At 68.7% G+C, this 22,728-nt stretch carries 23 protein-coding genes; 13 read left to right on the top strand and 10 right to left on the bottom strand.

Annotated features, from left to right (window positions below):
* Positions 1 to 4: 4 nt before the first annotated feature.
* Positions 5 to 907 carry a YicC/YloC family endoribonuclease gene (locus NJQ99_RS04435; RefSeq protein ID WP_269331584.1) on the bottom strand — a complete coding sequence of 301 codons (903 nt, stop codon included), beginning with the start codon at positions 905 to 907 and terminating at the stop codon, positions 5 to 7.
* Positions 908 to 1,072: 165 nt separating this feature from the next.
* Between NJQ99_RS04435 and NJQ99_RS04430 the strand changes: the two genes are divergently transcribed.
* Positions 1,073 to 1,855 (top strand): SDR family NAD(P)-dependent oxidoreductase, encoded by a 783-nt coding sequence (locus tag NJQ99_RS04430; protein ID WP_269331583.1) that lies wholly within the window; start codon positions 1,073 to 1,075, stop codon positions 1,853 to 1,855.
* A 12-nt stretch (positions 1,856 to 1,867) separates the two neighbouring features.
* Here NJQ99_RS04430 and mltG read toward each other — a convergent pair whose 3' ends face one another.
* The 5 genes from mltG to fabD form a co-directional block, all read right to left on the bottom strand.
* Complete coding sequence (mltG, locus tag NJQ99_RS04425) at positions 1,868 to 2,854, bottom strand: endolytic transglycosylase MltG (protein WP_269331582.1); 987 nt, start codon at positions 2,852 to 2,854, stop codon at positions 1,868 to 1,870.
* Between the two features lie 45 nt (positions 2,855 to 2,899).
* Positions 2,900 to 4,165, bottom strand: coding sequence for a beta-ketoacyl-ACP synthase II (gene fabF / locus NJQ99_RS04420; RefSeq protein ID WP_269331581.1), 1,266 nt, complete (start codon positions 4,163 to 4,165; stop codon positions 2,900 to 2,902).
* Positions 4,166 to 4,215: 50 nt separating this feature from the next.
* Complete coding sequence (locus NJQ99_RS04415) at positions 4,216 to 4,449, bottom strand: acyl carrier protein (RefSeq protein WP_269331580.1); 234 nt, start codon at positions 4,447 to 4,449, stop codon at positions 4,216 to 4,218.
* 195 nt (positions 4,450 to 4,644) lie between these two features.
* Complete coding sequence (gene fabG / locus NJQ99_RS04410; protein ID WP_269331579.1) at positions 4,645 to 5,382, bottom strand: 3-oxoacyl-[acyl-carrier-protein] reductase; 738 nt, start codon at positions 5,380 to 5,382, stop codon at positions 4,645 to 4,647.
* A gap of 46 nt (positions 5,383 to 5,428) precedes the next feature.
* Positions 5,429 to 6,376 carry an ACP S-malonyltransferase gene (gene fabD / locus NJQ99_RS04405; protein WP_269331578.1) on the bottom strand — a complete coding sequence of 316 codons (948 nt, stop codon included), beginning with the start codon at positions 6,374 to 6,376 and terminating at the stop codon, positions 5,429 to 5,431.
* Positions 6,377 to 6,638: 262 nt separating this feature from the next.
* Here fabD and rpsF point away from each other — a divergent pair, with 262 nt between their 5' ends.
* The 12 genes from rpsF to NJQ99_RS04345 all read left to right on the top strand — a co-directional run bounded on the left by rpsF (position 6,639) and on the right by NJQ99_RS04345 (position 18,000).
* Positions 6,639 to 7,088 (top strand): 30S ribosomal protein S6, encoded by a 450-nt coding sequence (gene rpsF, locus NJQ99_RS04400; protein ID WP_269331577.1) that lies wholly within the window; start codon positions 6,639 to 6,641, stop codon positions 7,086 to 7,088.
* A 17-nt stretch (positions 7,089 to 7,105) separates the two neighbouring features.
* Complete coding sequence (gene rpsR, locus NJQ99_RS04395) at positions 7,106 to 7,342, top strand: 30S ribosomal protein S18 (RefSeq protein WP_269331576.1); 237 nt, start codon at positions 7,106 to 7,108, stop codon at positions 7,340 to 7,342.
* Between the two features lie 10 nt (positions 7,343 to 7,352).
* The gene (gene rplI, locus NJQ99_RS04390; protein ID WP_269331575.1) at positions 7,353 to 7,934 is read left to right on the top strand and encodes a 50S ribosomal protein L9; all 582 of its coding nucleotides are present in this window, start codon (positions 7,353 to 7,355) and stop codon (positions 7,932 to 7,934) included.
* 151 nt (positions 7,935 to 8,085) lie between these two features.
* Positions 8,086 to 9,336, top strand: coding sequence for a class I SAM-dependent methyltransferase (locus NJQ99_RS04385; RefSeq protein WP_407933347.1), 1,251 nt, complete (start codon positions 8,086 to 8,088; stop codon positions 9,334 to 9,336).
* 187 nt (positions 9,337 to 9,523) lie between these two features.
* Complete coding sequence (locus NJQ99_RS04380) at positions 9,524 to 11,029, top strand: replicative DNA helicase (protein ID WP_269331573.1); 1,506 nt, start codon at positions 9,524 to 9,526, stop codon at positions 11,027 to 11,029.
* 20 nt (positions 11,030 to 11,049) lie between these two features.
* Positions 11,050 to 12,150: an alanine racemase gene (gene alr / locus NJQ99_RS04375; RefSeq protein ID WP_269331572.1), complete on the top strand. Its 1,101-nt coding sequence runs from the start codon at positions 11,050 to 11,052 to the stop codon at positions 12,148 to 12,150.
* A complete protein-coding gene (locus tag NJQ99_RS04370) occupies positions 12,147 to 12,926 on the top strand; it encodes an MlaE family ABC transporter permease (protein WP_269331571.1) in 780 nt (259 codons plus the stop codon). The genes alr and NJQ99_RS04370 overlap by 4 nt, the downstream gene beginning before the upstream one ends.
* Entirely contained in the window at positions 12,923 to 13,708 is a 786-nt protein-coding gene (locus tag NJQ99_RS04365; protein ID WP_269331570.1) for an ABC transporter ATP-binding protein, read from the top strand. The genes NJQ99_RS04370 and NJQ99_RS04365 overlap by 4 nt, the downstream gene beginning before the upstream one ends.
* Before the next feature lie 5 nt (positions 13,709 to 13,713).
* On the top strand, positions 13,714 to 15,105 hold the full coding sequence (gene radA, locus NJQ99_RS04360) for a DNA repair protein RadA (RefSeq protein WP_269331569.1): 1,392 nt from the start codon (positions 13,714 to 13,716) through the stop codon (positions 15,103 to 15,105).
* 6 nt (positions 15,106 to 15,111) lie between these two features.
* Complete coding sequence (locus tag NJQ99_RS04355; RefSeq protein ID WP_269331568.1) at positions 15,112 to 15,786, top strand: CvpA family protein; 675 nt, start codon at positions 15,112 to 15,114, stop codon at positions 15,784 to 15,786.
* 28 nt (positions 15,787 to 15,814) lie between these two features.
* Entirely contained in the window at positions 15,815 to 17,269 is a 1,455-nt protein-coding gene (gene purF, locus NJQ99_RS04350) for an amidophosphoribosyltransferase (RefSeq protein WP_269331567.1), read from the top strand.
* A gap of 2 nt (positions 17,270 to 17,271) precedes the next feature.
* Positions 17,272 to 18,000 carry an SDR family NAD(P)-dependent oxidoreductase gene (locus NJQ99_RS04345; protein ID WP_269331566.1) on the top strand — a complete coding sequence of 243 codons (729 nt, stop codon included), beginning with the start codon at positions 17,272 to 17,274 and terminating at the stop codon, positions 17,998 to 18,000.
* A 15-nt stretch (positions 18,001 to 18,015) separates the two neighbouring features.
* On the opposite strand, the gene der is transcribed toward NJQ99_RS04345, so the two are convergent.
* The 4 genes from der to NJQ99_RS04325 all read right to left on the bottom strand — a co-directional run bounded on the left by der (position 18,016) and on the right by NJQ99_RS04325 (position 22,631).
* Positions 18,016 to 19,389 (bottom strand): ribosome biogenesis GTPase Der, encoded by a 1,374-nt coding sequence (gene der / locus NJQ99_RS04340; protein ID WP_269331565.1) that lies wholly within the window; start codon positions 19,387 to 19,389, stop codon positions 18,016 to 18,018.
* 26 nt (positions 19,390 to 19,415) lie between these two features.
* Positions 19,416 to 20,762, bottom strand: coding sequence for an outer membrane protein assembly factor BamB family protein (locus NJQ99_RS04335; protein ID WP_269331564.1), 1,347 nt, complete (start codon positions 20,760 to 20,762; stop codon positions 19,416 to 19,418).
* On the bottom strand, positions 20,759 to 21,403 hold the full coding sequence (locus NJQ99_RS04330) for a tetratricopeptide repeat protein (RefSeq protein WP_269331563.1): 645 nt from the start codon (positions 21,401 to 21,403) through the stop codon (positions 20,759 to 20,761). Before NJQ99_RS04330 ends, NJQ99_RS04335 begins: the two co-directional genes overlap by 4 nt.
* A 196-nt stretch (positions 21,404 to 21,599) precedes the next feature.
* Positions 21,600 to 22,631, bottom strand: a complete 1,032-nt coding sequence (locus tag NJQ99_RS04325) for a hypothetical protein (RefSeq protein ID WP_269331562.1) — start codon at positions 22,629 to 22,631, stop codon at positions 21,600 to 21,602.
* Between the last annotated feature and the right edge of the window lie 97 nt (positions 22,632 to 22,728).

Raw genomic sequence — 22,728 nt, 5'->3', positions numbered from 1 at the left:
GCGCTTACTCCACGTTCTGCGCCTGCTCGCGCAGGCGGTCGATGGCGGCCTTCAGGTCGAGGCCGATGCGGGTGAGGTCCGTGCTTGCCGCCTTGGAGCAGAGCGTGTTGGCCTCCCGATTGAACTCCTGGGTAAGGAAATCGAGCTTGCGCCCGATCGCGCCAGCCTGCCTCATCAGGGCACGCGCCTCGGCAACGTGGCTCAAGAGACGATCGATTTCCTCGCGCACATCGGCCTTTACGAGCAGAAGCGTCACCTCCTGGTGAAGCCGCTCCTCTGACAAGTCGGGAGCCTGAGCAAGCAGGTCGCGCACCTGCGCGAGGAAGCGCGTGCGCTGCGCATCCGCCTGCGCGGCGGCAGCGGTGGCCGCGGCGCTGGCCAAACCCTCGATCTCGTCGATGAGCCCGGCAATCACCGCGTCGAGCGCGGCCCCCTCGCGCGCGCGGGCGGCGTCGAGATCCGCCACGGCCGTGTCGAGACCGGCCAGCACTGCGGCTGTCAGTGCCTCGTCCGGCTCTGCCGCGGAAGGGTCCTCCCCCGCCTCGAGCACGCCGCGCAGCGCCAAGATCGCCTCGGGCCGCGGCGGCGCGGTCTCGATGCGCACCTGGATGTCGGCAATCGCGCCGAGGATCGTCTGGAGCGCGACCGCATTGACCCGAACCGCCGCCTCGGGCACGGCCTGCGCAACCTCCAGCGTGACGTTTACATTCCCGCGGCGCAGACGGGCTGCAATACAAGCCTTGGCGTCCGGCTCCAGCCGGTCGAAGCGGGATCCGAGACGGCAGCGGATGTCGAGCCCCCGGCCATTGACCGACTTCAGCTCCCACCGCCAGGAAACGCCCCCGGTTTCGCCATCTGCATGGCCGAAACCGGTCATGCTGCGCACACCCGCGCCACCTTCTGCCACGCGCCTCTCTCCCTGCTCCGCTCCGGCTGGCACCGCACACCCTTCTACCGTTCCCGACGGTGAATCGGTCGCGGCACCTCGCCAGCCGTGGCACATTAGCCCAAGCCCTTCGGCAAGGGCCACCTGTGCGATCTTCCTGCGCGTGAAAAGGCTGGGAGGCCCCCCATGAGACGACGCTTCGACGACCCGCGCCACATTGTCATCACCGGCGCATCGAGCGGCATCGGCAAGGCGCTGGCCCAGGCCTATGCCGCACCGGGGCGCACGTTGTCGCTCACGGGGCGGGACATGGAGCGGCTGCACACCGTGGCGCAGGAGGTGCGCAGCCGCGGCGCCCGGACGGAAGTCGCGGCCTTGGACGTGACGGAGGAGGAAGCGCTCGCCCGCTGGCTCGAGGAGCGCGATTCCGACGCGCCCATCGACCTGCTGATCGCCAACGCCGGGATCAGCCGCCATGTCTCGGACTTCGGCGAGATCGGCGCGCGCACGCGGGAGGTGTTCGAGACGAACATCACGGGCGTCCTGAACACCGTGCTGCCGCTGCTGCCGCGGATGCTGGAGCGCGATCGGGGGCAGATCGCGGTGATGGCATCGCTTGCGGGGCTCATCAACCTGCCGCACGCGCCCGCCTATTCGGCGTCGAAGGCGTGCGTGCGCGCCTACGCGGAATCGCTGCGCATGACGCTGGCGGGAACCGGCGTCGGCGTGACCTCCATATGCCCCGGCTTCATCCGCACGCCCCTGACAGACCGCAACCGCTTCCGCATGCCTTTCCTGATGGAGGTGGACGAGGCGGCCGACGTGATCGTGAAGGGGCTTGCCCGCGACAAGGCGCGCATCGCCTTTCCGGGGCCGATGATCGCGGGCGTGCGGCTTTCCGCGCTGCTGCCCTATCCGCTGTTCGACCGGCTGGTGGGCAGGGCGCGGCGCGCACCCGACGGTGCCTGAACCCGCGCGGGCTCAGTTGTTGCCGTTCCGCTCCCGCTCGATCCTGCGCCAGCGGGCGACGTTGCGGTTGTGCTCGGCCAGCGTCTCGGCAAAGGCATGACCGCCCGTGCCGTCGGCCACGAAGAAGAGGTCCGTCGTCTCCGGCGGATCCAGCACGGCAGCGATTGCAGCCTCTCCCGGCAGCGCGATGGGTCCCGGCGGCAGGCCGGCGCGCACATAGGTGTTGTAGGGATTGTCGTTGCGCAGGTCCGAGCGGCGGATCGGGCGGCCGAGAGGCCCCGACCCCATCGTCACGCCATAGATCACCGTGGGGTCGGACTGCAGCAGCATGCCCTTGCGCAGCCGGTTGACGAACACGGCCGCGACGCGGGGGCGTTCCTCGGCAAGCCCCGTCTCCTTCTCGACGATGGAGGCGAGCGTCAACGCCTCCTCTGGCGTCGCGATGGGCAGCCCCTCCTGCCGCCCCTCCCACAGGCGGGCCAGCGTCTCGCGCTGCGCCTCCACCATGCGGGTGACAAGGCCATCCCGCGTCTCCCCGCGGCCGAAGAGGTAGGTGTCGGGCTTCATCATGCCTTCGGACGGGGCGACGGTCAGGTCGCCCGTCAGCACCACGTGCGCGCGGACGAGGTCGAGCGCCTCCGCCACGGTGAGGCCCTCGGGGATCGTGAGGCGATGCTGCACGGTCTTGCCCGCGATCAGAAGATCGAGGATGGAGGCCATGGAGGCGCCGGCCGGAATCTCGTACTCGCCCGCCTTGATCGCGCCCGCCTGGCGGCGCACGCGGGTCGCCGTCACGAAGACCGTGCGGTCGGAGATCACGCCCGCCTCGTCGAGAATGGCCGCCGTACCGCCGAGCCCCGTCCCGCGCGGGATCTGCACGACAACGGGTTCGTCCGTCGTGCCGGGCGCCTGAAAGAGATGCGCGCCGTAAAGCGCCACGCCCCCGGCAATCAGGACGATCAGCAGCAGGCCACTCAGCAGCGTGCTCAGAACCCGCAAGGGATCACCTCCGCTCCGGCGCGAGACGGATGACGCTCAGCCGCCTCAGTCCTCCACCGCGCGCAGCACAAGGCTCGCGTTCGTGCCGCCGAAGCCGAAGGAGTTCGACAGCGCGGCGCGGATCTTCTTCTCGCGCGGCCGATGCGGCGAGAGATCGATGGGCGTGTCCACGGAGGGATTGTCGAGGTTGAGCGTCGCAGGCGCCACCCCGTCGCGGATCGCGAGCGTGCAGAAGATCGCCTCCACCGCGCCGGCCGCACCCAGGAGGTGCCCCACGGCCGACTTGGTCGACGTCATGGTGAGCCCCTTCGCAGCGGCCCCGAACAGACGCTCGACCGCCTTCAGTTCGATCTCGTCGCCGAGCGGCGTCGACGTGCCGTGCGCGTTCACATAGTCGATCTCTGACGGGTCGAGGCCCGCGTGCGCCAGCGCCATCTTCATCGACCGATAGCCGCCGTCGCCGTCCGGCGAGGGCGCCGTGACGTGATACGCGTCGCCCGAGAGGCCGTACCCCGTCACCTCAGCATAGATCTTCGCGCCGCGTTTCTTCGCCTGCTCGTATTCCTCGAGCACGACGACACCGGCGCCTTCGCCCATCACGAAGCCGTCGCGGTCCTTGTCATAGGGACGCGATGCCTTTTCGGGCGTGTCGTTGAAGCCGGTCGAGAGCGCCTTGCAGGCCGCGAAGCCTGCAATGCCGAGACGGCAGATCGCCGCCTCCGCTCCACCCGCAACCATCACGTCGGCGTCGCCCAGCGCCACGAGACGCGCGGCGTCGCCGATGGCGTGTGCGCCGGTCGAGCACGCTGTCACGACAGAATGATTCGGACCCTTGAAGCCGTAACGGATCGACACCTGCCCGGAGGCGAGGTTGATCAGCGCGCTGGGGATGAAGAACGGGCTGACACGGCGCGGCCCCTTCTCGTGCAGCGTGATCGAGGCGTCCGCGATGGTCGTCAGACCGCCGATGCCCGAACCGATCATCACGCCGGTGCGCCACGCCTTCTCGTCCGTGTCGGCAACCCAGCCGGAGTCGGTCACGGCCTGCTGGGCAGCGGCCAGCGCGAAGACGATGAACGGGTCGAGCCTGCGCTGCTCGCGCGGCTCCACCCATTGATCGGGATTGAAGGTGCCCTCGGCCCCGTCGCCGCGGGGCACCTCGCACGCGACGCGCGCGGGCAGGTCCGAGGCGTCGAAGCCCGAGATCTGCCCGGCGCCCGATTTGCCGGCCAGCAGCCGGGACCAGGTTTCCTCCACCCCGCACGCCAGCGGCGTGACAAGGCCAAGTCCGGTTATGACAACACGTCTCATCGGAAGCGATCACCCGGTCCAGAAAGTGGGTCTCGCGGCCGGCAGGCCGATCAGGTGTTTTCCGAAAGGAACTTCACCGCGTCACCGACGGTGACGATGGATTCGGCGGCATCGTCCGGAATCTCGACGCCGAACTCTTCCTCGAACGCCATCACCAGCTCGACGGTGTCGAGGCTGTCCGCGCCCAGGTCGTCGATGAAGCTCGCCTGCTCCGTCACCTTGTCCGCGTCGACGCCGAGATGCTCGACCACAATCTTCTTCACCCGCTCAGCCACATCGCTCATGCGAGTCCTTCCTTTCTTCGTTGTGACGCACGCACCCGCGCGTCGGCCGGTTATGTTGTTCCCGAGGCCCTTCGGCCCGGCGGGCGTCACCCAGACGATACGTGGCGCGCCCCCCGTTCGAAAGCCCCTTTACAGGCAAGCCGCCCCGGCTGGCAATCCGAAAACCGCCCCCGCGCCCCGGCGCGGCATGCCCGATCAGATCATCGCCATGCCGCCGTTGACGTGCAGGGTCTGGCCCGTGACATAGCTTGCCTCGTCGCTCGCGAGATAGACGACGCCGGCGGAAATGTCGTCCGGCTGCCCGAGCCGGCCGGCCGGAATTCCACCCAGCAGGCGCGTCTTCTGATCCTCGTTCAGTGCGTCCGTCATAGGCGTGGCGATGAAGCCGGGCGCGAGGCAGTTGACGGTGATTCCCCGGCTCGCGACCTCCTGCGCCAGGGACTTCGTCATGCCGATCAGCCCCGCCTTGGCGGCGGCGTAGTTCGCCTGCCCCGGGTTGCCGGTCACCCCAACGATGGAGGTGATCGAGACGATGCGCCCATGGCGGCGCTTCATCATGCCCTTGAGGCACCCGCGCGCCAGCGTGAAGGCCGCCGTCAGATTGACCGCGATCACGTCGTCCCAGTCGGCGTTCTTCATGCGCATGGCGAGGCCATCGCGCGTGATCCCGGCATTGTTGACGAGGATGTCCACCTGACCCATCGCGGCCTCCGCCTGGCCCGGCAGCGCCTCCACCGCGTCGCGGTCGTCGAGACGGCAGGGCAGCACGTGCGCGCGCTCGCCCAGGTCGCCCGCAAGCTCCGCCAGCACCCCCTCGCGCGTGCCGGAGAGGCCCACCGTCGCGCCGCGCGCATGGAGCGCCCGAGCGATGGAGGCGCCGAGCCCCCCGGTCGCGCCGGTCACCAGTGCGCATTTGCCCGTCAGATCGAACATCGTCATCTCCCCCGGTTCAGTCCTTATTGCCGGCGCGCCGGCTGCTTCAGAGCAGCTTCAGCAGCGCCTCGATCTCGTCCGGTGTGCCCGCCGACACCGCGGTGGCGTCCCGCGCGATGCGCTTGGCAAGGCCCGTCAGCACCTTGCCGGAGCCCAGCTCGACGAAGGTGTCGACGCCCTCCCCCGCCATCCAGCCCACGCTTTCGCGCCAGCGGACCATGCCGGTGACCTGGGCGACCAACATCTCGCGAAGCTGCGCAGGCTCCTCGACCGCCGAGGCCACGACATTGGTCACGACCTGGATCGCGGGCACCGCGAAATCGGTCTTGCCCAGCGCGTCCCCCATCACGTCGGCGGCGGGCTGCATCAGCGGGCAATGGAAGGGCGCGCTCACGGGAAGCAGCATGGCCCGCTTGGCGCCGCGCGTCTTGGCCAGTTCGCACGCGCGCTCCACCGCGTCCTTGTGACCGCTGATCACGATCTGGCCGGGCGCGTTATCGTTCGCGGCCGCGCACAGGCTGTCGGGGCCCGTCGTCGCTTCCCGCGCGATCTCGACGGCGGCATCGAGTTCGAGCCCGAGCAGCGCCGCCATCGCGCCGACGCCCGCAGGAACCGCCTTTTGCATCGCCTGGCCGCGGGTCTTGAGCAGGCGCGCCGTGTCGGCGAGGCTCAGCGTGCCGACGGCACAAAGCGCCGAATACTCGCCCAGCGAATGGCCGGCCGCGAAGGCGAATTTGTCGGCGAGCTTGATCCCGCCCTCCTTCTCCAGCACGCGGACCGCCGCAACGCTCACCGCCATCAGGGCGGGCTGGGCGTTCTCGGTCAGGGTCAGTTCCTCCTCCGGTCCCTCCCACATCAGGCGGGTCAGCTTCTGGCCGAGGACCTCGTCGACCTCCTCGAACACCTCGCGCGCGATCGCGCTCGCGTCCGCCAGCGCGCGGCCCATGCCGACCGCCTGGCTGCCCTGCCCCGGAAAGGTGATCGCCCGTGTCATGCCGTCCAGTTCCCCTGCCTTGTCGCCGTCGGTCCCGTATCTGCGGCGGGCATCTGCGGCCAGCCAGCGGGCGGGAGTGATGGTCGCCGCGCCCGCTTCTGTCAAGAAAGCGCGAAAAGCCGCGCAGAATCGCGCCCCGCGCCCTTGCAATCACCTGCATCATGGCTATAAGTGCGCGCTTCCGGTCAACCAAACTCGTGCCGACGGTCGGTGCGGGTCGCCTGTCTCTCACACAGCCAGGCGTGAACCGAGTGAGAGGACCATGCCACTTTACGAGCATATTTTCATCGCGCGTCAGGACGTGAGCGCGAGCCAGGTCGACGGCCTGACCCAGCAGTTCGCCGGGATCATCGAAGCCGGCGGCGGCAAGATCGCGAAGACGGAGTACTGGGGTCTCAGGAACCTCGCCTACCGGATCAAGAAGAACCGGAAGGGCCACTACGTCTTCTTCAACATCGACAGCGCACCGGAAGCGGTGGCGGAGATGGAGCGCCAGATGCGCCTCCACGACGACGTGATCCGTCACCTGACGGTCCGCGTCGCCGAGCACGAGGAAGGCCCGTCGGCGGTTCTGCAGAACCGTGGCGGCGACCGCGAGCGCGGAGACCGGGGCGATCGCGGTGACCGTGGCGACCGTGGTGACCGTGGTGACCGCGGCGATCGCGGCCGCCGTCGCCGCGACGACGACCGTCCCAGCCACTCCAACGCCTGACCCGGGAGGACAGACCCATGGCCATGCCCCAGCGCCGCCCGTTTTTCCGGCGCCGCAAGTCCTGCCCGTTCTCCGGCGCCAACGCGCCGAAGATCGACTACAAGGACGTCAAGCTGCTGCAGCGCTTCATCTCCGAGCGCGGCAAGATCGTGCCGAGCCGCATCACCGCGGTGTCGGCGAAGAAGCAGCGCGAGCTCGCCCGCGCCATCAAGCGCGCGCGTTTCCTCGGGCTCATTCCCTACGTGATCAAGTGAGGAGGGTGACATGCAGGTAATCCTTCTCGAACGTGTCGAGAAACTCGGCCAGATGGGTGACGTGGTCACCGTGAAGCCGGGCTTCGCGCGCAACTTCCTTCTGCCCCAGGGCAAGGCGCTGCGCGCCACGAAGGACAACACGGCCCGCTTCGAGCGGGAGCGGGCCCAACTCGAGGCGCGCAACCTCGAACTGCGCAAGGAAGCCGAAGCGGTCGCCGGGAAGCTCGACGGCCAGGCCTTCATCGTGATCCGCCAGGCGGGCGACTCGGGCCAGCTCTACGGCTCCGTTTCGGCACGCGACGTCTCCGAGGCGGCGACCGAAGGCGGGTTCTCCGTGGACCGCGGCCAGATCATTCTCGACCGCCCGATCAAGGCGATCGGCATGCACGACGTGCGCGTGCGCCTGCATCCGGAAGTGACCGTCACCGTGCAGGTGAACGTCGCCCGGACGCGGGACGAGGCCGAGCTTCAGGCGATGGGCGAGGACGTGATTGCCCGCGACCGCGCGCTGGAGCGGGCCGAGGAGGACGCGGCAACCGCCGAGATCCTCGAAGAGCAGGCCGCAGCGCAGGAGGAAGAGGGCGAATACTGAGCCCTTTTCGTCTGCAGCATCGAATATCGGGAAAGCCGGGTGCCTCGCGCGCCCGGCTTTTCTGTTTCGGAATTCCGCATGTTTGCCGTTCGCGCGCCATCACGCTAGCATCCTTCCAAAAGGGTTCGCAGAAACTCTGGAAGGGGGTGCCATGCTGGCAGCGCCTTTGTTCAGAAGGGTCATTACCCGGGGAAGTCTGACCGTCATTTCTCCGGACGGCAGCCGGATGGTGTTCGGCGACGGCTCTGGCAATCCGGGCGCGGCAACGATCCGGATCCATGACACCGCGACGGAGCGCCGGCTCCTGCTCAACCCGCACATGGCGCTCGGCGAAGCGTACATGGAGGGCACGCTCACCTGCGAGGATGGCACGACGCTGCCGGGCTTCCTCGACCTGGTCGGGGAAAACATCGGGCGCGGCTACGGCCATGGCCTGGCGTTCCTTCTGCACCAGCTGCGGATGCTGAAGCGCCGAATCATGCAATACAACCCCGCCCACCGCGCGCGGCGCAACGTGGCCCACCACTACGACCTGTCGGGCGCGCTCTACGACCTCTTCCTCGACGCCGACCGGCAGTATTCCTGCGCCTATTACCTGGCGCCCGACGACACGATCGAGGCAGCCCAGCACCAGAAGAAGGATCACATCGCGGCCAAGCTGCTGCTGCAGCCGGGCCAGCGCGTGCTCGACATCGGGTCGGGCTGGGGCGGGCTTGGACTGCATGTCGCGGGGCTCGAGGACGTGCACGTGCAGGGCGTCACCCTGTCGGAGGAGCAGCACAAGCTGTCGAACGCGCGGGCCGAGGCTGCAGGCCTTGCCAGCCGGGTGCGCTTCGACCTGATCGACTACCGCCATCTGCAGGGCCGCTTCGACCGGATCGTGTCGGTCGGCATGTTCGAGCACGTCGGCGTGAACCACTACCGGGAGTATTTCGACCGCATCGCCGAGTTGCTGACGGACGACGGGGTCGCGCTCGTCCACTCCATCGGGCGGTCGGACGGGCCGGGCGTCACCAACCCGTGGATCGCCAAATACATCTTCCCCGGCGGCTATATCCCGGCCTTGAGCGAGGTGTTGCCCTATATCGAGCGCTCGGGCCTCTGGGTCACGGATGTCGAGATCCTGCGGCTGCACTATGCCGAGACGCTGAAGGCCTGGTACGACCGCTTCATGGCGCGGCGCGAGGAGGCGGCGCGCATCTATGACGAGCGGTTCTGCCGCATGTGGGAATTCTACCTCGCGGGCTCGGAAATGAGCTTCCGGCACGGCGGCATGATGGTGTTCCAGGTGCAGCTTGCACGCCGACAGGACGCGGTGCCGCTGACGCGCGACTACATCACGGATACCGAGCGCGCGATCGGCGCCCGGACGGAACCGGTGAAGGCGCGGACCGTGGCGTGAGGCAGGCCGGGCCGGCTGTCCCCGTTTTCCACAATGATCCACACCCGGGAACTGTGCGGCGCGGCGGCGCATGGCCCCTTTGGGATCAAGGGGCTGTGCGGCGGAATCCCCTGCTCCGCCCGCCGCATCTCCCACCTCCCCCTCCTAGCCCCTTTTCCATGCCCGCCACCCGTCGTAGACATGAGGCATGGCCATCCACGCAAACACCGCTACCCCCTTCGCCGCCCAGCGGGAGGAGGAACCTGCATACCGCCTCGTGCCGCACAACATCGAGGCGGAACAGGCGCTGATCGGCGCGTTGCTGGTCAACAACGAGGTCTGGGACCGGGTTTCGAGCTTCCTCGAGCCGCATCATTTCTACGAGGGCGTGCACGCCCGCATCTACGAGATCGCCGGGCGGCGAATCACCGGCGGGCAGTCGGCAACGCCCGTCACGCTCAAGACCTTCTTCGACAACGACCCGGCGCTGGCCGAGCTTGACGGCGCACGCTATCTCGCGCGGCTTGCGGCGGCGGCCGTCAACACGACGAACGCGGTCGACTTCGCGCACACGATCCACGACCTCGCGGTCCGGCGGGAGCTGATCCGCATCGGCGAGGAGGTCATGGAAACGGCCTTCGACAGCCCGATCGACCTGACGCCTGCGCAGCAGATCGTGCAGGCGGAATCGCACCTCTTCAGCCTGGCCGAGCGCGGCCGCTACGAGGGCGGGTTCAAGGCCTTCTCCACCGCGCTCGCCGAGGCGATCGAGGTCGCGGCAGCGGCCTATGAGCGCGACGGCGGGCTTTCGGGCCTCTCGACGGGGCTGACGGACCTCGACCAAAAGCTGGGCGGCCTGCACCCGTCCGACCTGATCATTCTCGCGGGCCGCCCGTCGATGGGGAAGACCGCGCTTGCGACCCAGATCGCCTTCAACATCGCCAAGGACTTCGTTCCCGAGGTCGACACCGACGGCACGGTGAAGGCGGCGAGCGGCGGGCGTGTGGGCTTCTTCTCGCTGGAAATGTCGGCCGAACAGCTCGCATCGCGCCTGTTGTCGCAGGAGTCGGAGATCTCGTCTGAGAAGATCCGCCGCGGCCAGGTGACCGAGGAGGAGTTCCAGCGCCTCGCCATCGCGGCACAACGGGTCGAGGCCGCGCCGCTCTTCATCGACGATACCCCGGCGCTTCCTATTTCCACGCTGCTCGCCCGCGCGCGGCGGCTGAAGCGGCAGCACGGGCTCGACCTCGTGGTGGTTGACTATCTGCAGCTTCTGCGCCCCGGCGGCGCATCGCGTGCCGACAACCGCGTGCAGGAGCTTTCGGAGATCACGCAGGGCCTCAAGGCCATGGCGAAGGAGCTGTCGGTGCCGGTGATCGCACTGTCGCAGCTGTCGCGCGCCGTCGAATCGCGCGAGGACAAGCGGCCGCAGCTTTCGGACCTGCGGGAATCGGGCTCGATCGAGCAGGACGCCGACGTCGTGACCTTCGTGTTCCGGGAGGAATACTATCTCGGCCGTGCCGAGCCGCGCGAGGGCACGCCCGAACACGCGGACTGGCAGGAGAAGATGTCGGAAGTCTACGGCAAGGCGGAGGTCATCATCGGAAAACAGCGCCACGGCCCCATCGGCACGGTCGCGTTGCAGTTCCAGGGCGAGTTCACGCGCTTCGGCAATCTGGTGGACGCAGGCCGCCTGCCGGAACGGACCTATTGACCGCGGGGGCCGGCAGCGCCGTGGCCGACAGTGTCCTGACCATCGACCTCGACGCGCTGACGGCCAACTGGCGGGCGCTCGCGGCAAAGACACCGAAGGCAGAGTGTGGGGCGACCGTCAAGGCGGACGCCTATGGCCTCGGCATCGCGCGCGTGGCGCCTGCGCTGTGGGCGGTGGGGTGCCGCACCTTCTTCGTCGCGCATCTCGACGAGGGGATCGCGCTGCGGGCAATCCTGCCGGAAGCGACCATCCACGTCTTCAACGGGCGCCGGTCGGGAACGGATACGGAGTTCGTGCTGCACCGGCTGCGCCCGGTCCTCAACACTCTGGAGGATCTCGACGCCTGGGCGGCGCTCGCACGAACGCGCGAGGAAGTGCTGCCCGCGACCCTGCACGTGGACACCGGCATGAGCCGCCTCGGCCTCGACCGCCGGGAGGCTGCACGCCTGATCGACGCGCCGGACATCGCGCGGGCGGCGCACGTCACGACGGTGATGAGCCACCTCGCCCGCGCGGAGGACGCCGGCGACCCGATGAACGCGGCACAGCTTGCCCGGTTCGAGGCGGTGCGCGCCGTCCTCCCGGGCGTGGCGGGCAGCCTCGCCAACACGGGCGGCGTGCTGCTGGGTCCCGCCTACCAGCAGGATCTGATGCGCCCGGGGATCGGGCTCTATGGCGGCGAACCGTTCGTCGCGGCCGAACCCGTCGTCACGCTGGGCGCGCGCATCCTGCAGGTGCGGGAGATCGACGCGGGCGAAACCGTCGGCTATGGCGCCACCTGGACCGCCGCGCGCCCCTCGCGGATCGCAACGGTGGCCTGCGGCTACGCGGACGGGTATATACGGGCCGCCGGCAATCGGGCGCACGGGCGTCTTGCCGGGGTTGACGTGCCAATGGTCGGACGGGTCTCCATGGATCTCATCACCTTCGACGTGACGGACGTGCCGGCACAGACAGCCCATCCCGGCGCGCTGATCGAGATGTTCGGCCCCGGCGTGCGCATCGACCGCGCGGCGGACGCGGCCGGAACGATTGCCTACGAATTCCTGACGCGCCTCGGTGACCGGTTCGAGCGGATCTATTCCGGCGGGCACGGCGGCACGGGAGACGCGCGGCCATGAGTTTCAACCCGCTGGCCGCCATCGGGGCGACCGTCCTCGGCCTCTGCCGGGAGACCGGGCGGCTCGCCATGTTCACGGGCAGCGCGCTCGGCCATTGCGTGCGCCCGCCGTTCTTCCTGGGCATCGTGATGCAGCAGATGATGCGGATCGGCTATTTCTCGCTGCCGGTGGTCGGGCTGACGGCGCTCTTCACCGGCGCGGTGCTGGCGCTGCAGATCTACATCGGCGGGTCGCGTTTCAACGCGGAGAACATCGTCGCCTCCATCGTGGTGCTGGGCATCACGCGCGAACTGGGACCGGTGCTGGGCGGCCTGATGGTGGCGGGGCGCGTCTCGGCGGCCATTGCGGCGGAAATCGGCACCATGCGCGTGACCGAGCAGATCGACGCGCTCGCAACCCTCGCCACCAACCCGATCAAGTACCTCGTCGTGCCGCGGATCGTGGCGGCGACGCTGACCATGCCGCTGCTGGTGTTGGTCGCCGACATCATCGGCGTCATGGGCGGCTTCCTGGTAGGGACGGAGCGGCTGGGCTTCAACGCCGGCGTCTACATCAAGAACACCTGGGATTTCCTCGAGGCCGACGACGTGATTTCCGGCCTCGTGAAGGCCGCCGTCTTCGGTTTCATCATCGCGCTGATGGGCTGCTACCAGGGCTACAACAGCCGCGGCGGCGCGCAAGGCGTGGGTGCGGCCACGACGAGCGCGGTGGTGTCGGCCTCGGTCCTGATCCTCGCGGCCAACTACATCCTGACCGAACTGTTCTTCTCCACATGAGCGCCACCGACGAGAGCCCGATGCTGAAGCTGACCGGCGTCAACAAGGCGTTCGGCCCGAAGAAGGTGCTGAACGGCGTGGACCTGAGTGTGCCGCGCGGCCAGTCGCTCGTCGTGATCGGCGGGTCGGGCACCGGCAAGTCGGTCATGCTGAAATGCATCCTGGGCCTGCTGCGCGCCGACAGCGGCTCCATCACGGTCGACGGGGCGGAAGTCGTGGGAACGCGGGGCCGCGCGCTCGACGAGATCCGGGCGAAGTTCGGGATGCTCTTTCAGGGTGCGGCGCTCTTCGACAGCCTGCGGGTCTGGGAGAACGTGGCGTTCGGCCTGATCCAGGGCCGGGGCACGAAGCGCGCGGACGCGCACGAGATCGCCATCGACAAGCTGACCAAGGTCGGCCTGTCGCCGGATGTCGGCAACCTCTACCCGGCGGAGCTTTCGGGAGGGATGCAGAAGCGCGTGGGGCTGGCCCGCGCCATCGCGACCGATCCCGAGATCATCTTCTTCGACGAGCCGACGACGGGCCTCGACCCGATCATGGCAGACGTCATCAATCACCTGATCGTGGAGCGCGTGAAGGAGCTTGGCGCGACGGCTCTGTCGATCACCCACGACATGGGCTCGGTGCGCAAGATCGCCGACCGCGTGGCGATGATCCACGGCGGCAAGATCCTGTGGGAAGGTCCCGTGGCGGAGTTGGAAAACTCCGGCAATCCTTACGTCGAGCAATTCATTCACGGACGCTCCGAAGGCCCGATCCGCGTCGACATGGGCCGGAAATAGAGCCGGTGGCCCGCACCCGCGAAACCTTCGTCTGCCAGGCGTGCGGCGCGGTCCATCCGCGCTGGCAGGGCAAGTGCGACGCCTGCGGGGAATGGAATTCCATCGTCGAGGAGAAGGCGCCCCCGCCCGCCTCCGCCCGCCCGCTGCCGCGCTCGAAGGGCAAGGCGCGGATGGAGCTTGTCGACCTCAAGGGCGATGCGCCGGACGCCCCGCGCCGCAAGACCGGCATCGGAGAACTCGACCGCGTGCTGGGCGGCGGGCTGGTGCCGGCCTCGGCCATCCTGATCGGTGGCGATCCGGGCATCGGCAAGTCAACGCTGCTGCTGCAGGCCATGGCGGCGGTCGCCAATGGCGGCGGGCGCGCGGTCTATGTCTCCGGCGAGGAGGCCATCGGCCAGATCAAGATGCGCGCGCGGCGGCTGGGTCTTGCGAATGCGAACGTGGAGCTTGCGGCGGAAACGAACCTCGCGGCGATCCTCGGCACGCTTGAGGCCGGAACGCCGCCCGACGTGGTCGTGATCGATTCGGTGCAGACGCTGTGGTCCGACACGCTCGACAGCGCGCCCGGAACGGTGACGCAGGTGCGCGCCTGCGCGCAGGAGCTTGTGCGCATGGCCAAGTCGCGCGGCACCGCGGTCCTGATCGTCGGCCACGTCACCAAGGATGGCCAGCTTGCGGGCCCCCGCGTCATGGAGCACATGGTCGATACGGTGCTCTATTTCGAGGGCGAGCGCGGCCACCAGTTCCGGGTGCTGCGCGCGGTGAAGAACCGCTTTGGCCCGGCCGACGAGATCGGCGTGTTCGAGATGACGGGCGCGGGGCTGACGGAGGTGCTGAACCCCTCTGCCCTGTTCGTCGGCGACCGGGAGGCGCGCGCCTCTGGCGCAGCCGTCTTCGCGGGCATCGAGGGTACGCGGCCCGTGCTGGTGGAAATCCAGGCGCTGGTCGCAGCCTCGCCGCTCGGCACGCCGCGGCGCACCGTGGTGGGCTGGGACGGCGGGCGGCTCGCCATGATCCTCGCGGTGCTCGACGCGCGTTGCGGCGTCGGCCTCGGCAGCCACGACGTCTACCTGAACGTCGCCGGCGGCCTGCGGATCGGGGAACCCGCAGCCGACCTCGCGGTGGCGGCGGCGCTCTTGTCCTCAGCGACCGACAGCCCGCTGCCGTTGGACGTGGTCGTATTCGGCGAGGTCAGCCTCTCGGGTGCTATCCGGCCGGTGGCACAAGCAGAAGCGCGCTTGAAAGAAGCCGCCAAACTTGGTTTCAAGAGCGCGTGGACACCGTCCGGGTTGAAACTCGGGTCCACCCCTCTCCCTGTCGTCGAGATCGGCGACCTGGCCCAGCTTGTGGCGCGTTTCGGGGACCTGCCCCGGCCCGCCCGCGCGAAAGGAACCTGAACGTCCATGGACGCCAGCACCTTCACCATCGGCGACATCGTCATCATCGGCGTGGTCCTGCTGTCCGCGCTGCTGGCCATGGTCCGGGGCTTCACCCGCGAGATCCTGGGCCTCGGCGCGCTCGCGGCGGCGCTGGCAGCGGCCTATTTCGGGTTCGGGCACGTCTCGCCCTATGCCCGGCAGTATATCCAGCCGGACACGGTGGCAGACGGGGCCTCGGCGGTCGGCATCTTCCTCGTCGTCTGGTTCGTGGCGGCGATGATCGGCCACTGGTTCTCAAGCAAGATCGAGGATTCGCCCGTTTCCGCGATCGACCGGACGCTCGGCTTCATCTTCGGCGCGGTTCGCGGTCTGGCGGTTTTGGCGGTGCTGTTCCTCGTCTTCGTGAAGCTGGTTCCTGCGCCGGAGCAGCACCCCGCCTGGGTGCGCGACGCGCGTCTCCTGCCGCTCGTCTCCGAGAGTGCGGCCTTCATCGACAACTTGCTGCCGTCGGAAGCCCCGCCGCTGCCGAACGTGCCGGGTCTCACGCCGCGCGAGGGCTCGGGAACGGGCTCGGGTCCGACAAGGACAGATGACACGGAAGCGTCACAGGGCTATAACGCGCGCGACCGGCAGGCGCTGGAGCGCGCCCTGCAATCGGTGACCGGGGAGACGGATCAGCCCGCGTCGGCGGAGCGCTGAGCCACCCCACCCTGACGGCGGAGCGTCAATGCGCCACGAGACACCTTTCGACGACGACAAACTGCATGAGGAATGCGGCGTATTCGGCGTGTTCGGACACCCGGACGCGGCCGCGCTGACCGCCTTGGGGCTGCACGCGCTGCAGCACCGCGGGCAGGAGGCCGCCGGCATCGTCAGTCAGGACGGCAAGCAGTTCATGTCGGAACGCCGGCTCGGCCTCGTCGGCGACAATTTCTCGCGCGAGGACGTGATCCGGCGCCTCGCGGGAGAGCGGGCCATCGGTCACACGCGCTATTCCACGACCGGCGACACGATCCTGAGGAACGTCCAGCCGCTCTTCGCCGACCTCGCGGAGGGCGGCTTTGCCGTCGCGCACAACGGCAACCTGACGAATGCGCAGGCGCTGCGGCACGAACTGGTCAAGCGCGGATCGATCTTCCAGTCGACGTCGGACACCGAGACCATCGTCCACCTGATCGCGACGAGCGGGTTCGGGCGGTTGACCGACCGAATGATTCACGCGCTGAAGCAGGTCGAGGGTGCCTATTCGCTGGTGGCGCTGACACCCGACGCGATGATCGGCGTGCGCGACCCGCTGGGCGTGCGCCCCTTGTCCCTCGGTAAGCTGGAGAACGCCTGGATCCTCGCGTCGGAGACCTGCGCGCTGGACATCATCGGGGCGGACTTCGTGCGCGACCTCGACCCCGGCGAGATGGTGGTGATCCGCGAGACGGGCGTGGAAACGCTGCGCCCCTTCCCGGCGCAGTCGCACCGCTTCTGCATCTTCGAATATGTCTATTTCGCGCGGCCCGACAGCTACATGGAAGGGTCGAGCGTCTACGAGGCGCGCAAGCGCATCGGGATGGAACTTGCCCGCGAATCCCACGCCGACGCCGACATCGTGATCCCGGTTCCCGACAGCGGCACGCCAGCGGCCATCGGCTATGCGAGCGAGGCGGGAATTCCCTTCGAGCTGGGCATCATCCGCAACCATTATGTCGGCCGCACCTTCATCGAGCCGACGGACAACATCCGGCACCTCGGCGTGAAGCTGAAGCACAACGCCAACCGGGCACTGCTTGAAGGCAAGCGCGTGATCCTGGTCGACGATTCGATCGTGCGCGGAACCACCTCCGTCAAGATCGTGAACATGGTGCGCGAGGCAGGCGCGACAGAGGTGCACATGCGCATCGCCAGCCCGCCGACGACCCATTCCTGCTTCTACGGCGTCGACACGCCGGAGCGGTCGAAGCTGCTGGCCTCCCGCATGTCGGTCGCGGACATGGCGAAGCACATCGGCGTCGACAGCCTCGCCTTCATCTCCATCGACGGTCTCTACCGCGCGATGCGGGAGCCGGGCCGCAATTCCCAGCAGCCGCAATACTGCGATGCCTGCTTCACCGGCGACTATCCGACCACGCTGACCGACCATGAGGACGAGGCGACGGGAAACCAGCTGTCGCTGCTGACGGAGAGCGTCTGACCATGACCGAAACGACGGCGGAAGGCCCGCTCGCAGGGCGGGTGGCGCTCGTCACGGGTGCGTCGCGCGGGATCGGTCGCGCGGTCACGCTGGCCTATGCGCGCGCGGGCGCTCATGTCATCGCGCTTGCCCGGACCGTCGGCGGGCTGGAGGAGCTTGACGACGAGATCCAGGCACTGGGCTACCAGGCGACGCTCGTACCGCTCAACCTGAAGGATGCCGACGGGCTGGACCGGCTCGGCGCGTCGATCTTCGAGCGGTGGGGGCGCCTCGACGTGGTGGTGGGAAATGCCGCGATCCTCGGCACGCTGACGCCGCTCGCCCACATCAAGCCGCGCCAGTGGAAGGACCTACTGGAGATCAATGTCACCGCGAACTACCGCCTGATCCGGTCGGTGGATCCGCTGTTGCGGGCGTCGCCTTCCGGCCGTGCGATCTTCGTGACCTCGCGTGCGGCGGGCCTGCACCGGCCATATTGGGGCGGCTACGCGGTCACCAAGGCAGCGCTGGAGGAAATGGTGCTGACCTATGCGGCGGAAAGCGCGAAGTCGCCTGTCCGCGTGAACCTGGTCGATCCCGGCCCGCTGCGCACCGACATGCGCGCCGAGGCCATGCCCGGCGAGGACCCGATGACGCTGAAGACGCCGGAGGACATCGCGCCGCTGTTCGTCGAACTGGCACGCGCGGAAGAGATCCGCAACGGCGAGATCGTCCGCTTCCAGCCGCGCTGAGCCGGGCTTTCGCCCCTAGCGCCGCTTCTTCTCCGCGTAAGGGTTCTTCGGCTGGCGCAATGTCAGGCGGATCGGCACGCCCGGCATGTCGAAGCTGTCGCGGAGCGCGTTCACGAGATAACGGCGATAGCTTTCCGGCACCTCGTCGGCCTGGCTTGCGAACACCACGAAGGTCGGCGGGCGGGTCTTCACCTGCGTCGCATAGCGCATGCGGATCCGGCGGCCGCGGACGGCGGGCGGCGGATGCTGGTCCGTCGCTTCCTGCATCCAGCGATTGAGTTGGCCCGTGGAGACGCGAACGTTCCACGCCCGCTCCGCCCGGAAGACGGCAGGCATCAGGCGGTCGAGCCCCTCTCCGGTCACGGCGGAGAGCGCGACGATCTCGACGCCGCGGACCTGTGGCAACAGACGCTCCACCTCCTGGCGCAACTCGGCGAGCGTGGCCTGCCGCTCCTCGATCAGGTCCCACTTGCTGAAACCGATGACGATGGCGCGGCCTTCCTCCGCCGCAAGCTCGACCAGGCGCAGGTCCTGCGTTTCCAGCGGATGCGTCGCGTCGATCAGGATGACGCAGACCTCGGCGAACTGGATGGCGCGCAGCGCATCGGCAACCGACAGCTTCTCCAGCTTGTCGGAAATGCGTGCCTTGCGCCTCAGACCGGCGGTGTCGTGCAGCGTGACCGGGCGATCCTCCCACATCCATCGCACGGAGATCGCGTCGCGGGTGATGCCCGCCTCGGGCCCGGTGAGCAACCGCTCTTCGCCCAGGAGGCGATTGATGAGGGTCGACTTGCCCGCATTGGGCCGCCCCATGACCGCAAGGCGCAGGGGCCGGTCGGCACGGTCCTCATCGTCGCCACCGCCCCCCGCGGCGGCTTCGTCGAAGCTCTCCATCTCCTCGTCGATGAAGGGCATGAGGGCGACCGCAAGGTCGGCCATGCCCTCCCCATGTTCGGCGGAGATGGCGACGGGCTCCCCGAAGCCCAGGGCATAGGCCTCCACCAGGCCCGCGTCGCCAGCGGCCCCTTCCGCCTTGTTGGCGAGCAGGATGACAGGCTTGCCAGACCGGCGCAGGAGGGCGGCGAAATGCTGGTCGAGCGGAGTGAGCCCGGCGCGCGCGTCGATCATGAAAAGACAGAGGTCGGCTTCGGCGATCGCGCGCTCGGTCTGCTGGCGCATCCGGCCCTCGAGGCTCTCGGCGTCCGCCTCCTCGAAGCCCGCGGTATCGATGATCCGGAAGCTCAGGTCGCCGAGACGCCCCTCCCCCTCGCGCCGGTCGCGGGTCACGCCTGGACGGTCGTCGACGAGCGCCAGGCGCTTGCCGGCGAGCCGGTTGAACAGGGTCGACTTGCCCACATTGGGGCGTCCGACAATCGCCAGGGTGCGCATGAAGGCTACCTTTCGCCGCCCGCCCGTCAGCGGAACGCCGCGAGCGTGCCGTCACGCCCGAGGACATAGAGCGTGTCGCCCGCGACGACCGGCGCCAGGAAGGACGCCGGCGCATCCGCCTCGCGCACGATGCTGCCGTCCAACGGCGAGAGCGCGACGAGGCGCCCGTCGCTGCCGGTGAGCACAAGCTGGCCGCCCGCCAACACCGGCCCCGACCAGAAGATCGGATCCTCCCGGTCGTCCGGATCCTCGAACGCCGGAAGAGATGACACCCAGCGGATGCGGCCATCGGCCTTGCGCACGGCAATCACCTGCGCCTCGGTGGTGACGGCGAACAGATGGTCCCCCGCGCTCCAAGGCATCTCGGTCCCGGCTACGTCGATGGTCCAGATCCGGCGCCCGGTCAGCGCGTCGAGCGCCACGAACCGGCCGCCATGGCTGATCGCGTAGACCCGGTCCCCCTCGACCACCGGCGAGCCCGCCACCGCGCTGAGCGCGGCCAGCGGCGTGACGAGACCGGTGCGCGCCAGCGTGTCGCCCCACAGCACCGCGCCATTCGCAGGCCGCAGCCCGACGATCTCACCCGAGCCGAACGGCGCCACGACGAGGTCGTCGCGCAAGCCGGGGACGCCCGTCTTGAGAAGGCCCGCGGGCTCCACGATCGCGCGATAGCTCCACAGCACCGTCCCGCTAGACTGGTCGAGGGCGTAAAGCTGGTTGTCGTGGGTGACGGCATAGACCCGCCCGCCCGCAGCAGCAGGTGCCCCGCGCATGGGCACCCCCAGGGACGCGCGCCACAGCTCGTTGCCGGTTTGCGGATCCAGCGCGGCAACGAAACCGAACGGCATGGTCACGAAGAGGCGCCCCGCGTCATAGGCGAGCCCGCCACCGAAACCGGTATCCGACCGCTCCCCCTCCGGGGTCAGGTCGACGGACCAGATCGTGCTTCCCGACGCCCGCGCCAGCGCGTGGACGCCAGCCTCGCCATCCTTCACGAAGATGCGCTCGCCCACGATCACCGGCTGAGACAGGACCGGCGTGTCGGACCCGCCGCCGTCGCCGACATTGACGCTCCAGCGCACGTCGAAGCTCGACGGACCGGCAAGCGCGCCCACAGCATGTCCAGGGGTGACACCGGTCTGCGGCCAGTCGTAGATCGCAACGGGCGGCGGTACCCGCACGGCAGTACCCGCCACGGCCGGATCGGCGACGAGGCCGCCGCCGGTACCGAGGACGGGAATCCGCGTTCCTTCGAGGCGCGCCTCATCCTCGCCGCCGAAAATGCTCTCATAAGCGCCGCAGCCGGCAAGCGGCAAGGCCACGAGCGCAAGCGCAAGCGGACGGTACAGACGGAGAAGCCGTCTCGGGCTCACGATCCGGCCTCCGGCGCGCGGACGAGGTCGAGCATGAGCGCCGCCCGCTCCCTCAACGAAAGGGGGGCTGAAAGATCGCCCACGATCTGCTCCAGCACCGCGCGTGCCGCAGCGTCGTTGCCGCGCTTCATCTCTGCCGTCGCCAGAACCTCCCGCGCCTGGGCACGGAACGGCGCATTGTCGCCGATCAGCATGCCGGCGCGCGCGATCGCCTGGTCAGGCGTTTCGACATCCGCCGCGAGAATCAGTGCACGGACGGCAGCGAGCGCACGCAGGCGCGCAGGAACGCCCGCATCGGCCGAGATTGCGTCATAGGCGGCGATGGCCTGGGCAGGATCGGCAGCCGCCAGCTCTCCCGCCGCCCGCAGCCGCGCCATCTCCGCATAGATGCCGTCCCGCGCATCGGCGATGCCGGCAAGCGCACCGAGCCGGTCCGAGGTCGACGGTGCGGTCGCGGCCAGATACGCGGCGGCTGCATCGCGGCGGCTCTCCTGCTCCCAATGGCGCCAGGCCGCCAGACCCGCAGCGACCGTGACAACGAGCACCACGGCAGCGATCACATAGATGCCGTACCGCGACCAAAGGTCGACCGCGCGATCGCGGCGCACGTCCTCGTCAACTTCCCTGAAAATGTCGGCCAAGGCGATCGGCTCCCTTCAGCGTCTGGGGCGGCGTGCCGGGCGGTTGCCCGAGGCCGGCGGAAAATACCGTGCACGGGTCGCGAAGGCAAACACAGCCGCGAGAGGAATGCACAGTTCGCGGAAAAGCCCTGCACAAAAGAAAACGGGTGCTGCCCGGAGGCAGCACCCGCATTCTCTATCCTCAAGCTGGCCGGGATCAGGCCTTGCGGCGCATCCGCGCACCCAGAGCCACCAGGCCGAGGGCGATCAGGCTGAGCGGAGCCGGAGCCGGCACCTGGATGCCACCCGAAGAACCGCCCGTGGAACCACCCGTCGAGCCGCCAGTCGAGCCGCCCGTGGAGCCGCCCGTCGAACCACCCGTCGAGCCGCCGGTCGAGCCGCCGGTCGAGCCGCCGGTCGAGCCGCCCGTCGAACCGCCCGTGGAGCCGCCCGTGGAGCCGCCCGTGGAACCGCCCGTGGAACCGCCCGTCGAACCACCCGTCGAGCCGCCGGTCGAGCCGCCCGTCGAACCGCCCGTGGAGCCGCCCGTGGAACCGCCCGTGGAACCGCCCGAGGTCGACGGGCTCGGCGACGAGAAGGTGCCGCGGTTGGCGAAGTCGTAGTAGCCGGCCGCGCCCGGGACGTAGTTCGTCAGCACGCCGCCCGAGTACTGGATGCTGGAAACGAGCGCCGGATGGAACCAGACGCCGATCTGGCCGTCGAACTGCGCACCTTCCCAAGCGTTCGGATTGCCGTTCGTCGGAACGAAGGCATTCACGCCGGAGACGTCGAGGTTCGACACTTCGAAGGTCACGCGGCCGCCGCCGAGGTTCGTGGTCTGCAGCGCACCGTTGAACGTCTCGATGTAGTTGTGACGGTTGCGGTAGCTGTCGCTCCAGCTGTCGCCGTTGTAGACGTAGGCCGTGATGCGGTTGTTGACCGTATCGCCGTAGAGGATCGCATATTCATTCGTGGCGCTGCGCGGGTTCGGGCCGTCGCTGAGAACCAGCCAGAAGCCGTTCGGCGTGACGTGCGGGTTCGTCGCCTTCACCGTCGTCTTGAACGAGAGCAGTTCGTTCCGGTCGTCATAGACCGTGCGGAAGCTCTCGGTCAGGATGTGGCCGCCGGAATAGCGGCCGGTCGGATCGTCATAGGTGTAGACGGTGGCCGAGGCCGCGCCCGCAACGAGGGTGGCGCCCGCGAACGCAGCCGCGGCAATGGCACCCTTGGTCCAATCGATTGTACGCATGTGACTTAACTCCAGTTTGTACCCTGTTACGAACGAAACTCAGCCCTGAGTGCCGTGTCGAAGTCCCAACCAGATTGAGCAAGATGGATGCCAGTTT

The organism is Futiania mangrovi (assembly GCF_024158125.1).
GTDB classification, from domain to species: domain Bacteria; phylum Pseudomonadota; class Alphaproteobacteria; order Futianiales; family Futianiaceae; genus Futiania; species Futiania mangrovi.
Note: the sequence above shows the minus strand (reverse complement) of the source record. Positions and strands in the feature narration are given on the sequence as shown.